Genomic DNA, 15,481 nt, shown 5'->3' on the forward strand with positions numbered 1-15,481 from the left:
AGGCCCGTCCGCAAGGACGGGCCTTCTTCTTTGTACGTGCGGCACCACCCACCCCGGCCCGCGTGCCTGCGAGAGTAGGTCATCGCCAGGGCCTTTATCCAAAACCCCGTAGCTCACGCTGCAGGGTCTTTGGACGACCGAAAACAGAATGACTAAATCATCCTTATTAACTTTGATTTAGTTATGGCATAGGCCTAGAACAATGACGGCTTGTCCGAGCTATCCCTGGTTCGGCGTACAGGTGACCAGCCGCCGGCCCCCGCTTTGGGGGCCATGCCATCGCCATTTGGCTTGCGCCGCTCATTGGCCTCGCGGTGCGAGGCTTCGGCCAACACTTTGAACTGTCGCTCGCGTTGCAGCCAGAGCTCGTCGGTGACTTCCTGCTGCCGCTCGCGTCCATGTTTGCGGGTGACCGCGTCTTCTTCGAGGCCGGTCTCCGGGATCTTTGAGAAGGGGATCCGCATGGGCGCGGCGTCCTGCATCACGGCTTCCTGCATCGCGCCGAAGTACATGGTGTTGTTGCCGTAGCGCTGGTTAATGCGATCCAGTACGGAGCTCATGGTCTTGGCCCGATGGCGCTCCTCCATCAGCTCGGCGGTGACGCTGCCGACGGGTTCGAGGTTCCCCAGCGTCACCGCGACCGATAGCGGCGGGTTCCGCTTGGCATGCCAGCGGCCTTGTTGCATGGCGCGTTCCAGGGCGGCGAGTTGCTCCCCGATGAGACGCAGTAGCGTGGGAGTGTCGTCGATCGGTGCGAAGGCGAGGTCGCGCTCAAATCGCGCTTCCAGTCCGACGAAACGAATACGGATCGACAGCCCGCCGGCGAGAAACTTCTCGTGCCGCAACCGCATCGCCGCTTTGGCCAGTAGCTTGAACAGCACTGAGCGGGCGCCATCGTAGTTGCGCAACTCCGGACCGAGTACATGCGAATGTCCGATTGAACCGCGCTTGGTGGCGCGTTCGGGAACGTCGAACCCGCGGAGTTGCAACCAGTAGCGTTCGCCTTCGATGCTGCCCCAGGCTGCGCGCAGGTATTCGCGTGGAGCGGCGCAGAGTTGCTGCGCAGTGTGGATGCCGGCTGCGCGCAAGCGATGTTCCATCGAGGGGCCGATGCCGCAGAAATCGCGCAGCTCCAACCCGTGCAGGGCGTGCGGTAAATCTGATTGCTCAAGTACGGTCAACCCGTCCGGCTTGTGCATGTCGGACGCGGTCTTGGCGAGGAACTTGTTTGGTGCGATCCCGATCGAGCAGCGGATCGCGGGGCTGTATTCGCGATCGATCAAGGTCTGCTTGATCTTGCACGCGATCGCCTCGGCGTTGTCGCGTTGGCGTTCACGCCCAAGGAGCCAGCACGGTACTTCGTCGATCGACTCGGCCTTGCCGTGCGGGATGCAGTCCCCTATCGCCGCCATCAACTCGTGATGTAGTTCAACGTAACGCGCCGGCCGCGCCTCAACCAGCATGATGTCCGGGCAGCGTTCGAGGGCTTCCCACACCGCGGTGCCGGTCTTCACGCCATGCGCCTTGGCTTCGTAGCTGGCAGCGATGCAGCAGGTGGTTGGCGCCATTACCGGGACCACGCCGACCGGGCGATTGCGCAGGCGTGGCTCGTCGTACTGCTCAACTGAAGCGAAGTACGAGTTGAAGTCGACGAACAGGCAACGCAGGGTCATGGCGGAACCGAATCGCTTGGACAGCCAGTATCGCGCCGCCGCGTCTCAGTCGCCGAGATGCTTCCGGATCAGCGATTTAGGGTTCATTGATTTAGAGCAGGATCGGCGGTTCGCCACCGATGATCACCACATCCGCCGGGCGTCGCGCGAACAGCCCGACGCAGACCACGCCTGGGATCTGCGCGAGTTCGCGTTCGAGGCCGACCGGATCGACGATGGCGAGCCCGTGCACATCGAGGACCCAGTTGCCGTTGTCGGTAACCACGCCATCGCGCCACACCGGCTGGCCGCCGGTCTTGGCCACGATCGCGCGCGCGACCAGGCTGCGTGCCATCGGGATCACTTCGACGGGCAACGGGAACTTGCCGAGTACGTCGACGCGCTTGGCAGGGTCGATGACGCAGACGAACTTTCCACTTGCCTCGGCGATGATCTTCTCGCGTGTGAGCGCCGCACCTCCGCCCTTGATCAGGCGCTTGAACGGATCGCATTCGTCGGCACCGTCGACGTATAGCGGCAGCGGGCCGGTAGCGTTGAGGTCGAGGACTTCGATGCCGTGGCTGCGCAGGCGCTGCGTACTTTGCTCCGAACTCGATACCGCGCCGGCGATGCGGTGCTTGATGCGGCCGAGCGCGTCGATGAAGTAGGCGACGGTGGAACCGGTGCCGACGCCGACGATCATGCCGTCCTCGACGTAATCGATGGCTTTTTCCGCCGCCAGGCGCTTGGCTTCAGACATGGCTTATTCCAGGGAAAGAAGGAGTTTCCATTGTGCTGCGGACACCGGCAGCACAGACAGACGGCTGCCGCGGCGGATCAGCGCGAACTCTTCGCCGAGTGCATCGGCGTGCTGCTTGATCTCTTCCAGTGGAAGCGTGCGTTTGAACTTGCGTTCGAAAGCGACGTCGACCAGCGACCAACGCGGGTCTTCGCGGGTACTCTTCGGATCGAAGTAATCGGACTTCGGGTCGAATTGGGAGGGGTCCGGATATGCGTCGCTGACGATCTTCGCGGTGCCGACGATCCCAGGCACGTCGCAACTGGAGTGATAGAGCAACACGCCGTCGCCAACGTGCATGGCACGCATGTTGTTGCGCGCCTGGTAATTGCGGACGCCGTTCCACGGTTCGGTACCGACGCGTTGCAGGTCGTCGATCGAGAATGCGTCAGGCTCGGATTTCATCAACCAGTAGCGGCGGACTCGGCTCATGCGGGCATCGTGTCTTGCGGGTTGGTACCGAACAGAAGTGTGCCGCGTTCGTGGCAGACCGCATCCAGCGCGACGTCCCAATCCGCGGGTGCGAGCGCATCGGTCTGTTGCGCGGCGAACGCGGCACCGACCAGCCATGGCGGCGCGGCGTTCCGTCCTTGGGCTGCACGCTCGTGGCGGAACGCGAAGCTGCGATCGTACCAGCCGCCGCCCATCCCCAGCCGATGGCCAGTGTGGTCGAAACCGACCAGCGGCAGCACGACCAATGCCATCTGCTGCGCGTCGAGCAGCGAGGAGGGCGTGATATCGGGTTCTGGAATGCCGTGACGATTGCTGACCAGTGCATCGCCTGGGCGCCATGGGGCGAAACGCAGGCGGCCGTCATCGTGCAACAGCGGCAGGCAATAAATGCATTCGGGTGGCAAACGCAGTTGCCAGGCGTGCAGCGCGATTTCTCCGTCCATCGCCCAATAGCCGGCGACATAGCCGGAAACGGGTGCGAACGGCAGCGTGAGCAGCCGTCCGGCGAGCACCTCGGCGGCAGCGATGCGTTCGGGAGCGGAAATCGCGCGGCGGCGCGCACGCAGTTCTCGACGCAGTGCGTTGCGATCAGTCGTCATGGGCTGAAGTCAGGCGAACGCACGGGGATTGGCGCATGAATGCGCCGCAGAAAAAAACATCCTCCGCCGTGAAGATGCGCGCGAAACGACCTTGAACCCGGGGTTCAAGTGGGAACGCTTGGCTGCCTTCGGGCTTCCCGCTCGTGGCGGACTTGCACACCCGGCACCCGCTGCATCCCCGTGGTCGTCAATAAGGGACAAGGCGAATGTTTGCGCGCGCCGTCGACACAGCAGAGGACGCGAACGAAGTATAACGCGCTCGTCGCGATTGCCAACTTCCGTTCGTCGGCCGCGCATGTGCAACAACGCGTTCAGCGTGCAGGTTGTTCGAGCAAGCCGTCGAGTTTGCGGTGCAGATCGCCGAGCGTACGCTTGAGCTCGCGATCGCGGCTGTCGCTGTCATTGCGTAGTTGTTGCAATTCATGCGCGAGATTGAGCGCGGCGAGCACGGCGACGCGATCGAGTGCGGCCATGCGGTTGCTGCCGCGGATCTCTCGCATCTTTGCGTCGAGCAGTTTTGCCGCGGCGGTCAGGCTGTCGCGTTCGTCGGGCTCGCAGCCGACCGTGTATTCACGATCCAGAATGCGGATACTGACCGGCTCGCTGGTCGATTTTGTCACGTGTGCCGGATCCTCATGAGCATGGGCTTCATGTGTGTTGTTCCAGCGATTTCAGCCTGGTGATCATCGCTTCGACCCGCGAGCGCGCCTGTTCGTTCTTCGCCAGCAGCTGTGCGCGTTCGCTGGCGAGTTGTTCCTGCTGCTGGCGCAGGCTGCGGTTTTCGTCGGTCAGGCGCTGCGCCAGCGTGGCGAGCTGGTCGAAGCGTGCGGCCAGGGAGCGCAGTTGGGCAAGGGCGTCGGCGGTATCCATGCGGGCACGATAGGGAGCGGGTCGGGGCCGGTCAAGGCAAGGTGGAGAATACCGGGGTCGCGCCGATCGCAGGCGCCCAGTTGCGGATCAGCGCCAGGCAGCGGTGGGCGTCGATCGGCGGCGACAGCCAGTAGCCCTGGATTTCGTCGCAGCCATGTGCGCGCAGGAACTGCATCTGCGCTTCTTCCTCCACGCCTTCGGCGACCACGTTCAGGCCGAGCGAATGCGCCATCGTGATCACCGTGCTGGTGATGGCTTCGTCGTCGGCATCTCGGGTGAGGTCGCCGATGAACTCCTTGTCGATCTTCAGCGTGGTGATTGGCAGTCGCTTGAGGTAGGCGAGCGAGGAATAGCCGGTGCCGAAATCATCGACCGCGAGCTGCACGCCGAGGTCGCGGATCGCCTGCAGCGTGGCCGCGGTTTGCGCGGCGTTGGCCATGACCACGCTTTCGGTGAGTTCCAGTTCGAGGTATTCGGCCGGCACGTCGGTTTCTTCGAGCACCCGAGCGACCATGTTCGGCAAGTCGCCGCGCAACAGTTGCAGCGCGGACACGTTCACCGCCATCGTCAGACGTTCCAGTCCATGCTGGCGCCAGCGCTTGAGCGTGTAGCAGGCCTCGCGCAGCGCCCATTCGCCGATATCGAGGATCAAACCGCTCTCCTCGGCTAGCGGGATGAACTGCATCGGCGGGATCTCGCCGTACTCCGGGCTGGTCCAGCGCAGCAATGCTTCGACGCCGGTGATGCGTGGCTGCGACAGCGACAGCTTCGGCTGGAACACCAGGCGTAGTTCGTTGCGATCGAGCACTTTGCGCAGTGCCGCGGAAATCGTCGCGCGGCGGCGGATCGCAATGTCCATCGACTCGGTGTAGCGCATGTAGATGCGCCGGCCGGCGGCCTTGGCCTGGTACATCGCGGTGTCGGCGTGCTTGAGCAGGTCGGTCGGCACCTGCGCGTTGTCTGGGTAGATGCTGATGCCTATCGACGGCGTGATCGCGACATCCTGGTGGTCGTCGATGTCCAGCGGGACTTCGAAGGACGTGATGATCTCGCGCGCGATTTTCTCCGCTTCCTCGGGAGCGTCGATGTTCTCCAGCACCACGGTGAATTCGTCGCCGCCGAGCCGGGCCACGGTGTGCTGCGGGCCGACGGTCTGCTGCAGGCGCGCGGCGGTGGCGCGCAGGATGCGGTCGCCGGCAGCGTGGCCGAGCGAGTCGTTGATGTCCTTGAAGCGGTCGAGGTCGAGGAAAAGTACTGCGATCCGGCTGTCCTGACGGCGCGCACGCACGATCGCGCGCGACAGCCGCTCGGACAGCAGCGCACGGTTGGGGAGGCTGGTCAGGGTGTCGTAATTGGCGAGATAGCGCAGTTCCTGTTCGGCGCGCTTCTTGTCTGTGATGTCGGACAGCACGGCGACGTAATGGCCGCGCTGGCCGCTGGCATCGTGCACCGCGCTGCTCTCGATCCAGCACAGGAATTCGTCGCCGTCCTTGCGCTGCTGCCACATCTCGCCGGACCAGTGACCGTTGCGTTCGAGCTCCTGGCGCACCTGGCGATAGAACTCCGGATCGTGCTGGGTGCTGTCGAGCAGGCTGGAGGAACGACCGATCACGTCGGCATCGTTGTAGCCGCTCATGCGGCTGAAGGCGGGGTTGATCGAGATGAACTGGAAGTCGCGGTCGAGCACCGCCACCGCTTCGGCCATGCTGCGCAGGACCTCGCTGGCGATACGGCGTTCGCGCTCGGCATTGCGGCTGGCGGAGATATCGCGGGCGGTGCCGGCGATGCGCAGGGCGCGGCCGTCAGGGCCGCGTTCGACGATGCGGCCCCGCGCGCGTACCCAGGTCCAGCCGCCGGGACCGCGCACGCGGTGTTCGGAAGTGAACAACGAGCTGCCCCCGCGCAGGTGTTCGCGCAGGCGGTCCTGCACCCGCGGCAGGTCTTCCGGATGGATTTCATGCTGCTGCTCGACTTCGCTCTTGACGGCGATTTCGGGCCGGTGCGGATTGCCATCCTGTGCACGCATGCTGTGCAGTTCGCGGCGATTCAGATCGTAGTCCCAGAACAATTCGCCGGAGGCCCACAGCGCTAATTGCAGGCGTTCCTCACGATCGCGGATCTGGGAGAAGTAGCCACGTTCGCGCTTGCGGCGCTGGTGCAGTTGCCAACCGAGTGCGGCGAGCAGGCCCAACGCCAGCAGGACATACGCGGCCAGGGCGAGGGGATGCCGCCAGAGCGGTGGCTCGACCCGCACCGGGACGCGCAGCTCTTGCGGGTTCCACACGCCATCGCGGTTGGTGGCTTGGACGCGGAAGATGTAATTGCCCGCCGGCAAGCGGGTGTAGGTGACCTCGGACTGGCTGCCGTTGTCGATCCAGCCTGCGTCGAAACCCTCCATGCGATAGCGATAGCGGATGTCGGTGCCACCGGCGTAGTCGAGCGCACCGATGCGCAGGCGCACGATGCCGGCATCAGGAGGAACGCTCAGTTCCTGCGAGTGCCACAAGATGCCTCCGTCGGCTGCGTCGGCGCCGATCCGTGCCGATAGCAACCGCACCGGCGGCTGGTATGGGCTGTCATGGATCAGGCGGGGGTCGAACAGGTTCAGGCCGCGCACGCCACCGAACATCAAGCGCCCGTCGGCCAACTGCAGTGCCGCGCCTCCGTTGAATTCCAGGTCCTGCAAGCCATCGCTGAGGCCATAGCCGCGGACATGGCCGCGCGCCGGGTCGAAGCGCAACAGGCCGGAATCGGTGCCAAGCCACAACAGGCCGCGCGGCGATTCGGCCAGCGAGAACACCACCGGTACCGGCGCCGTGCCCAGCGCGGTGGCTAGCGGGTGTTCGAAATGAATGCGGCCATCTTTCGTCTCCACCACCCGGCTCAGTCCGGAATGGGTAGCGATCCAGAGGGTGCCGTCGGTCGCTTCCAGCACCGCGCGCACCAGGTTGCCGGCGAGGCTGTCGGGTTGGTCGGGTTGATGGCGGAAATGGCGAATGCTGCCACTGCCGGGATCGAGCAGGTCGAGACCGTCCGCGGTGCCGCTCCAGACCCGGCCGCGGCGATCCACCCATACCGCATGCACCAGCGCGCGACCACTGCTCGGCGCGCTGGTCTCGCCGCGGCGTCGGACTGCGCCAGTCGCGGGTTGGTAGTACAGCAGGCCGTCGCCCTGGCTGCCCAGCCAGAGGCTGCCGTCACGGTCGCGGGCCAGGCTGCGGATGCCGAGCCCCTCGAAACCGGATAGCGCTACTGCCCCGATGCTGCCATCGCGTGGATCCAGCCGGGCCAGGCCGCGGGTGGTGGCGATCCAGAACCGGCCGTCGCCCATCGGTGCGAACGCCATGGTCCGCAACGGCGCGGTCGACGTCGGTGCCGGGAACAGCGCGGTCAACTTGGGGCTGATGTCCTCGAAGCGATCCGTGCCCTGCCGGTAGCGCAGCAGGCGGCCACCGTCCGTGCCGAGCCACCAATCACCGGCGGTGTCTTCGAATATGGAGCGGATGCTGTTGGCAGCGGCGCTGGCGCCGGTGCCCGGATCGAGATCGAGCAGGTAGCGAAAACGGGTGCCGCCCGGGTCGGTGACCGCCGGGCCGCGGAACTGGCCACCAAGCCAGAGTGCGCCGCCGCGATCGAGCAGCAGGCTGCCGATCGAATCCTCTGGCAGGCTGGCGGGGATCGAGGGAATCTCGCGGATCGTTTCCACCGCGCCGGTAGTCGGGTCGAAGCGGCGCAGCCCGCTACCAAATGCGGACAGCCACAAATGCTGGTCGGGAGTTTCGATCAGGGCGCGGATGTCGGTCCCGCCTTCATTGTCCTGCGGGCGTGGCAATACCGGCAGTAAGTCGCGACCATCGTCCTGCAGTCGGAACAAGCCGTCGGCGCTGCCGACCCAGAGTCGTCCGTTGTGATCGAACAGTAGGCTGCGCATCGGCTGCGCCGGGCCGATGCGCTCGATGCCGCCGCGCGCGCCGATCCGGTACAGCCCGGTACCGTTGGCGTACCAGACCACGCCATCGGGTCCGGCGCGCAAGGCTTGCCAGGGTGCGGTCAGGGTGTGCTTGGGGTCGAGCCGAAGCACCACGTCGCGGCCGCCGCTGACGGCATCGAGCCGCTCCAGCCCCGCGGGCGTGCCGATCCATACCTTGCCGCCCTGCGCCAGCAATGCCAGCACCTGTTTCTGTGGCGCCTGCTGGTCGGCCTGCGCGGCCGGATAGCGGCGGATGCTGCCGTCGGCCAGGTCGAGCCGGGCGACGTGCTGTGAATACGTGCCGATCCATAACGCCCGCTGGCCTTCGACCGCAAGCGCGGTGATGTAGCTGTCGGGCAGGCTGGCCGGATCTCGCGGATCGTGGCGGAATAGGCGATAGCGCTGGCCATCGTAACGATGCAGTCCGCCTTGGGTCCCGACCCAGATGAACCCGTCCGGATCCTGTGCCAGCGCGGTGACGGTGTTCTGCGCCAGGCCGCGTTCGCCGCCAATGCGCTGGAAGTAGTAATCGCGGGTGGCCGATAGCGCCGGGGCGATCGCCAGCAACGCCGCGACCAGCGTCAAGGCGACGCTGCGCCGACGCAAACCAGTGCCGCCCAAAGTGCGAAAAACGCGCACGAACACCCCATGCAGTGCGTGTCGACGTGCAGTGTGTCGGGATGCGACTGCTTGCGCAACAAGCCCGGCCCGCATGGCGGTTGCTACACTGCGCGGGTCCGTAAGCGAGAATTTTCGACGTGCCCGACGCCGAGTTGCCGAGTTGGTCCGAAGTCAGCACTGCCATCGCCCAACTCGCGCTGGCGCAGACCCCGGCGGAACTGCATGGTGCGCTGTGCGGCTGGCTGGCTGGCGGCGGTGACGACACCCCCGATTGGCTGGGCCAGGTGATGGCCGATGCCACCCTGCCGCAGCCGCCGTGCGAGGGCGTGCTCGATCATCTGCGCGCAGCCAGCGTCGACCAACTCGATGACCGCGGCTTCGGCTTCGAACTGCTGCTACCCGATGCCGATGTCGGCTTGTCCGAGCGCAGCGGTGCGCTGTTCGATTGGTGCCGCGGTTTCCTCGGCGGTTTCGGCCTCGCCGCCGGCCACAACCCACCGCTGTCGGACGAAGGCGGGGAAGCCTTGTCCGACATCGCCAGGCTCGCCGCCGCCACCCCGCAGGACGATGGCGACGACGAAGACGAGGATGCGCTTGCCGAGATCGAGGAATTCGTCCGCGTCGCGACGCTGTTGATCCATGGCGATTGCGTGCTCGGCCCGCGACATCGCCAGCAATTCAATTGAGCGTATGACTGCAAATCCGCTGAGCACGGCGACCGGTATTCCCTCGCAGGGCTATGCGCGCCGCCGCAAACAACTGATGCGGATGGCCGGCGACGACGCCATCCTGGTGTTGCCGGCCGCGGTCGAACGCATTCGCAGCCGCGACACGCATTACCCATACCGCCAGGATTCCGACCTCTGGTACCTCACCGGCTTCCCCGAACCCGAAGCCGTACTCGTGCTGGTGCCCGGACGCAAGCACGGCGAGAGTTTGCTGTTCTGCCGCGAGCGCGACCCCGATCGCGAAGCCTGGAATGGCCCGCGCAGCGGACCCGAAGGTGCGGTCGAACAGTTCGGCATGGACGATGCGTACCCGATCACCGACCTCGACGAAATCCTGCCCGGCCTGCTCGAAGGTCGCTCGCGCGTCTACTACCACTTCGGCCGCGACGCCGAGTTCGACCTCAAGCTGATCGGCTGGTTGAACCGCGTGCGCGCCATGGTGCGGCAGGGTGCACAGCCGCCGCACGAATTCCTCGAACTCGGCCATCTGCTCGACGAGCTGCGCCTGTTCAAGTCGAAGGGCGAGCTAAAGCTGATGCAGCGTGCCGCCGACATCAGTGTCGAAGCGCATCGCGCGGCGATGCGCGCGGCAAGGCCCGGTGTACGCGAATACGAACTGCAGGCCGAGATCGAACGCGTCTTCCGCATGCATGATGCCGAGCCTGCCTACGGCAGCATCGTCGGCGCCGGCGGCAACGCCTGCGTGCTGCACTACCGCGCCAACAGTGCGCAAGCGAAGGATGGCGATCTGGTCCTGATCGACGCCGGCGCCGAATACCGCGGCTATGCCTCCGACATCACACGCACCTTCCCGATCAACGGCCGTTTCAACAAGGAACAGCGCGCGCTGCACAACCTCGTCGGCGCCGCCCAGCAGGCCGCACTGGCGCAAGCGAAGCCCGGTGTGGCCTACGAAGCCGGCCACACAGCGGCTGTGGAGACACTGACCGAAGGTCTGTTGCAGCTCGGGCTGCTGAAAGGCTCGCTGGAAAAGAACCTGGGTGAAGGCCACTACAAGCGTTTCTATCGCCACAAGACCGGCCACTGGATCGGACTCGACGTCCATGACGTCGGCGAATACCGCCTCGATGGCGAATCGCGCCTACTCGAGCCCGGCATGGTCTTCACCATCGAACCCGGCCTCTACATCGCACCGGACGACAAATCAGTGGCCGCGAAATGGCGTGGCATCGGCATCCGCACCGAGGACGACGTGCTGGTCACCAAAGACGGCTATCGCGTGCTGACCGACAAGCTGGCGCGCAGCGCGGACGAAATCGAAGCGTTGATGGCGGAACGTTGAGCGCCGCCTACGGAAGGTGGCGCGGTACTTTCGCTTCCAATAAGCGGATCAGCTCGGCATCCATGTAGTCATAGTCATCCGGGATGTCGAGGCACACGACACGTTTGTCTTTCAGCTGCGCCTTGAATTTCTGGCGCAGCTTGCTGCGATGGGCGCTCTCCATCACAAAGATGACGTCCGCCCATTCGACAAGTTCATTGCCAAGCGGGACCTCGGCATCCTGATTCAATCCGGCAGATGCAACCTCGATCGTGTCGAGGCTCGAAAAAACCTGCTCCGCAGTTGGGCTGCGCAAGCGGTTCTGGCTGCAGACGAACAGGACGTGCTTCACAACGGCATGCTTCACAAGGGCATGCTTCACGAGGCTTCAGCAAATCCCTCGCGCGTCAGGTTGGCCGGCGCGCCTTCGGTACACACCACATCGTCCTCGATGCGGATCCCACCGTAAGGCTTGAACTGCGCAACGCGATCCCAGTTGACGCTCGGGCCGAAGCCCTTGTCCTTCAGTTCGTCGAGCAACATGTCGATGAAATAGATGCCAGGCTCGATCGTCACCGCCATGCCCGGTTCGAGCACGCGGGTCAGGCGCAGGTAGGGATGGCCATCGGGCTTCGGGATCGTGCCGCCATGGTCGGATTCGGCGAAGCCTGCGACGTCGTGCACCTGCAGGCCAATGCCGTGGCCGATGCCGTGCGGGAAGAAGGCGGAGCTGACGCCGGTTTCCACGGCGATTTCCGGCGTCACGTTGATCAGGCCGAAATCCTTGAGGATGCCGGCGAGCGCGAGATGCGCGTCGAGATGGATCTGCTTGTAGTCGGTGCCGGCGCGGACCTGGTCGCACATCTTCAGTTGCGCGGCATCGGTGGCCTCGATCATCGCCTGGAATTCGCTACCGCTGTCGTGCGCATAACTGCGTGTGATGTCGCATGCGTAGCCATGGAAGCTGGCGCCGGCATCGATCAGGAAACTGTGCGCCTGCTTGGGCGGCACGCGGTCGCGGTCGGTGTAATGCAGTACCGCGCTGTGTTCGTTGAGTGCGATGATGTTGCTGTAGGGCAAGTCGTTGGCGTCCTGGCCTGCCGACTGGCAATAGCCGAGGTGGATGCCGAATTCGCTGGAACCCGCGCGGAACAGGCGTTCCGCCGTGCGGTGCGCGCGCACGCCGATCCGCGTTGCGGCACGCATCATCGCGATCTCGTACGGCGTCTTGTAGGCGCGGTGATATTCGAGATAGTTGACGACCGCCGGTGGGTTGTTCGGGGCAAACGCACCGACCGTGCTCTGCGGCTCGCCCAGGATCGCGCAGCGTGCTGCGTCCTTGGGCAAGTGTTGCAGGGCTTCTTCGGCTTTGCGGATCACGGTTATGTCGAAGTGTTCGACCCAATCCCCGCTCGGCGCTTCCGGCACCACGTGCCAGTAGTCGAACGGCTGCAGGTAGATCACTTTAGGTTTCTGGCCTGGCGTGTACACCAGCCAGCTGCCGGGATTGCGCGTCAGCGGCAGCCAGGCCTTGAACTGCGGATTGACCACGTAGGGATAGTCGCGATCGTCGAACAGCTGGTAGTGCAGGGTGCCGCTGGGCGCGACGAGGTGATCGAAACCGCCTCGCGCGAGGGCTTCATCGGCGCGGCTGCGCTGCACGTTGACGTGGTCGGCATAGAGCGAGGCGGGGTTGGACGCGTTCATGGCGGCATCGGCAGCGAAGTGAACCGCCATTTTGCCGCAAGCGCCGATCGTGGGCGCGTGACTTTAGTTACTCGTAATTGCCGCCGGGCGCATCGATCCAGCTGCGCAGTTGCCGCATCTGGTCCTCGGCGACGGAGATGAAGCGGAAGCCGGTCCAGGCCTGACCCGACGCACTGGTACGGTCCTGCCACAACAAGTGCGCGCCGACTTCGATCGAGGTCTCGCGGCCCCGGGCATCGTTGAGGTTGAAGCGGAACTGGTACAGCGCGTCCTCGACCATCGGCCCGTTGGCCATCAGGAGCATGCCGGTTTCCGACAGGTTGCCGATGCGGCCGACCACGCTGTCGACCATGGTGTCGACGACCATCACGGTATCGGCAACCTTGCGCCGGCGTGCGCGGCGGAATTCGTCGATCATCCCTGGACCTCCTCGGCACTGTTGCCATTACCGCTGCCCGCGAAACTGCGTAGCGCATTGAGCGCGCTATGCCACGCGCGGTCGACCAGCCGGCCGCGGTCGGAAGTGACCACGCGCGCCTGGCCGATCGCCATCATTCGCGCCAGGCTGTCCAGCGACTGCTCACCGACACGTTGGCCGCGTTGATTGACGAACAATGCGTTGTCGGTGATTGGGCTGTACCAGGACAGGCGCCGGCGCACGCGATCACCCTGCTGGTTGCTGACGAATTCGAACCAGCTGCCGAACGGCAACACCCGCAGCTGTTCGTAGGCGGCTTGTTCGTCGGCCGTGCGTGGTGGCAGCTTGGGCTTGGGCGCTTCCGGGTCTTCGCCCAGGCGCCCGCGGGCCTTGAGCTTCATCGCCAGCTCGGTGCGCGTGGCCGGATCGTCCTCGTCCTCGCCGATGCCGGTGGTCAGGCGCCGCGCGATCGCCGCGGCTTCTTCAATGTGATAGCCGACCTGGGTGAGCGAGGTTTCGATGCGCTCGGCGAGGCCCGGTTCCGCGCTGCCGCTCTTGCCGGTGGCGGCGACGATGTGGCGGGTGGCGACGAGTTGCTGCTCCCACTCGTCCGATTCCTCGCCGTGCCGCAGCAGGGTGAGGGTGAGCACGTCGGACCAGGCCTGGTTGAGCAGGGCGCGCACGAACTTGGGCAGGCGCTGGTCGCGCATCGCGGCTTCGATGACCTCGATGGACCGGCGCTTGGCCAGCTCGAGTTTTTCCTTGCCGCGCGCGGCCTCGACGTGGCGGCGTTCGGTGACTTCGGCCTTGCGCGCCATTTGCTGCAGGTGTCCCTGCAGCTCGCGATTGGCAGTCTCGAACGCGGCCGGATCGTCGTCGAAATGCTCGACCACGTGTTCGACCGCCATCCGCAGGTGGTGCGCGAGCTGTGGTTCGACTTCGTCGTTGCCGAGCCAGTTGGCGCCGGATTCGGCGACGGCGTTCAGCAGCTGCCGCGCCGGATGCTGCTGGCGCACGAAGAAGGCGCGGTCCTGCAGCGCGGTGCGCAGTAGCGGCACCTGCAGCCGGGCGAGCAGGCCGACGGCGGGTGTGTCGCGGCGCACTTCGCGTTCGATCTGCGTGTACAGCATGGACAGCAGTTCGAAGGTGTCGCTGTCCTCACGCGACAACGTTGCGCCCTTGCCATGCAGTTGCCGCGACTGCGCCAGCAGAGATTGCTTGATGTCGAGCAGGCTGCGCGGGCTGCCCGTGGGCGCGACCGCCGGCTGTGTCTGCAGGTTGTCCAGCGCCTGCTGGATCTCGGCGTTCGAGAGTTCGAGCTGGATGCGACCCTTGTGCTCGGGCCGCAGCTTGCCGATCAGGTCGCGGCGGCCAGACAGTAGTTGCTGCAGCAGCGAGAACGCGGCGTCTTCGTCGATGCCGCCGGCGTCTGGATCGGATTCGCCAAGCCATGCGGTGTGCGGACGCGCGCCTTCGCGCAACGTTCCGCGCGGATCATCGTTCTTGCGGCGTCCGCGGGGGGCGCCGCCCGCCGGTGCGGGGGCGCGGTCGGTGCTACGGCGTTCGGCCGCCCCTTCCACGTTTTGCTGCGTCGGTCGCGCGCGGATCGGCACGTAGGCCAGGCCCGGCAGCACACCGTCGCGATCCAGCATCGCATTCATGGTTTCGGCGAGGTGGGTGTACTGCTGCATCACGGTGCGGTCGAAGGTGCGGAACAGCAGCAACCGTGCTTCCAGCCCGATCTGCAGACTCTGGCTGGCCTCGCGCAGGATGCGGCACAACGCGTGCGGACCGGTGGGCATGCGTTCGGCATCGAAAGCCGGAGCGCCTGCAAGCACGCCGAAGCGCTGGCCCAGCAAGTGCAGCGGCAGGCTGGAGCGCGATTCATGGCGCATGGCGATGTCGCGCATCACCGATTCCTCGTCCATCGCCTCGTCTTCGACCAGGCTCAGATGACGGAAAGGCACCGATACGGGGCTGGTGATGGCGGCCAGCACGCGTGGATCGCGGATGCCGGCCAGCGCTGCTTCGAGGCCAATCAGATAGCGCGGCACCAGATCGGCACGTCCCAGGCGCATCGTGCGCAGGGTTTCCATGTGGCTCGCCTGGATACCCGGGTGGCGGGCGTGATCGGCCAGTCGGAACTGCTGCTGCTCGAATTCATTGAGCATGGTGCCGAGCAGTCGTGCCATCTCGTCCGACACCATGCTCAACAGGTGTTCAAGCACACGCCGGACGCGGCGCGGCAGGTTTGCCGTAGCCAGCGTTGGAGGCGACACCTGGGTGCCGGGCAGATCGAACGAAACAGGCATTCGGACGCTCACGCGATGCGTTTGGTGATTCTTATCACGCTCCGGGTGCCCGGGCCAGCCCCGGGTCCCC

At 65.3% G+C, this 15,481-nt stretch carries 13 protein-coding genes and 1 other RNA gene; 2 read left to right on the forward strand and 12 right to left on the reverse strand.

The features are described 5' to 3' along the window. Positions 1 to 194 precede the first annotated feature (194 nt). The 8 genes from MO486_RS11530 to MO486_RS11565 form a co-directional block, all read right to left on the reverse strand. Positions 195 to 1,673: a hypothetical protein gene (locus tag MO486_RS11530; RefSeq protein ID WP_242907768.1), complete on the reverse strand. Its 1,479-nt coding sequence runs from the start codon at positions 1,671 to 1,673 to the stop codon at positions 195 to 197. A gap of 91 nt (positions 1,674 to 1,764) precedes the next feature. Continuing rightward, positions 1,765 to 2,412, reverse strand: a complete 648-nt coding sequence (gene rpiA, locus MO486_RS11535) for a ribose-5-phosphate isomerase RpiA (RefSeq protein WP_242907770.1) — start codon at positions 2,410 to 2,412, stop codon at positions 1,765 to 1,767. 3 nt (positions 2,413 to 2,415) lie between these two features. Beyond that, positions 2,416 to 2,883 (reverse strand): EVE domain-containing protein, encoded by a 468-nt coding sequence (locus MO486_RS11540; protein WP_242907772.1) that lies wholly within the window; start codon positions 2,881 to 2,883, stop codon positions 2,416 to 2,418. Beyond that, entirely contained in the window at positions 2,880 to 3,503 is a 624-nt protein-coding gene (locus tag MO486_RS11545; protein WP_242907774.1) for a 5-formyltetrahydrofolate cyclo-ligase, read from the reverse strand. The genes MO486_RS11540 and MO486_RS11545 overlap by 4 nt, the downstream gene beginning before the upstream one ends. Positions 3,504 to 3,559: 56 nt before the next feature. Continuing rightward, positions 3,560 to 3,743, reverse strand: a non-coding RNA gene (gene ssrS / locus MO486_RS11550) — 6S RNA. Positions 3,744 to 3,814: 71 nt separating this feature from the next. Further along, the gene (locus tag MO486_RS11555; protein ID WP_242907776.1) at positions 3,815 to 4,123 is read right to left on the reverse strand and encodes a cell division protein ZapA; all 309 of its coding nucleotides are present in this window, start codon (positions 4,121 to 4,123) and stop codon (positions 3,815 to 3,817) included. A gap of 28 nt (positions 4,124 to 4,151) precedes the next feature. Continuing rightward, on the reverse strand, positions 4,152 to 4,373 hold the full coding sequence (locus MO486_RS11560) for a TIGR02449 family protein (RefSeq protein ID WP_242907778.1): 222 nt from the start codon (positions 4,371 to 4,373) through the stop codon (positions 4,152 to 4,154). A 31-nt stretch (positions 4,374 to 4,404) separates the two neighbouring features. Continuing rightward, positions 4,405 to 8,982 carry an EAL domain-containing protein gene (locus MO486_RS11565; protein ID WP_242907780.1) on the reverse strand — a complete coding sequence of 1,526 codons (4,578 nt, stop codon included), beginning with the start codon at positions 8,980 to 8,982 and terminating at the stop codon, positions 4,405 to 4,407. 134 nt (positions 8,983 to 9,116) lie between these two features. On the opposite strand from MO486_RS11565, the gene MO486_RS11570 reads away from it, so the two are divergent. Both MO486_RS11570 and MO486_RS11575 read left to right on the forward strand, forming a co-directional pair. Further along, complete coding sequence (locus tag MO486_RS11570; protein WP_242908314.1) at positions 9,117 to 9,650, forward strand: UPF0149 family protein; 534 nt, start codon at positions 9,117 to 9,119, stop codon at positions 9,648 to 9,650. 19 nt (positions 9,651 to 9,669) lie between these two features. Next, positions 9,670 to 10,995, forward strand: a complete 1,326-nt coding sequence (locus tag MO486_RS11575) for an aminopeptidase P N-terminal domain-containing protein (RefSeq protein WP_242908316.1) — start codon at positions 9,670 to 9,672, stop codon at positions 10,993 to 10,995. A 7-nt stretch (positions 10,996 to 11,002) separates the two neighbouring features. Here the strand turns inward: MO486_RS11575 and MO486_RS11580 are convergent, their stop codons facing one another. The 4 genes from MO486_RS11580 to MO486_RS11595 form a co-directional block, all read right to left on the reverse strand. After that, the gene (locus MO486_RS11580) at positions 11,003 to 11,326 is read right to left on the reverse strand and encodes a low molecular weight protein tyrosine phosphatase family protein (RefSeq protein WP_242907782.1); all 324 of its coding nucleotides are present in this window, start codon (positions 11,324 to 11,326) and stop codon (positions 11,003 to 11,005) included. Positions 11,327 to 11,352: 26 nt separating this feature from the next. Then, positions 11,353 to 12,681 carry a Xaa-Pro dipeptidase gene (pepQ, locus tag MO486_RS11585; protein WP_242907784.1) on the reverse strand — a complete coding sequence of 443 codons (1,329 nt, stop codon included), beginning with the start codon at positions 12,679 to 12,681 and terminating at the stop codon, positions 11,353 to 11,355. 67 nt (positions 12,682 to 12,748) lie between these two features. Beyond that, positions 12,749 to 13,099 (reverse strand): PilZ domain-containing protein, encoded by a 351-nt coding sequence (locus MO486_RS11590; protein ID WP_242907786.1) that lies wholly within the window; start codon positions 13,097 to 13,099, stop codon positions 12,749 to 12,751. Beyond that, positions 13,096 to 15,411 carry a DUF1631 domain-containing protein gene (locus MO486_RS11595; RefSeq protein ID WP_242907788.1) on the reverse strand — a complete coding sequence of 772 codons (2,316 nt, stop codon included), beginning with the start codon at positions 15,409 to 15,411 and terminating at the stop codon, positions 13,096 to 13,098. The genes MO486_RS11590 and MO486_RS11595 overlap by 4 nt, the downstream gene beginning before the upstream one ends. Positions 15,412 to 15,481: the final 70 nt, after the last annotated feature.

Origin of the sequence: Lysobacter sp. CFH 32150, from assembly GCF_022758295.1 — a bacterium.
Lineage (GTDB): Bacteria > Pseudomonadota > Gammaproteobacteria > Xanthomonadales > Xanthomonadaceae > CFH-32150.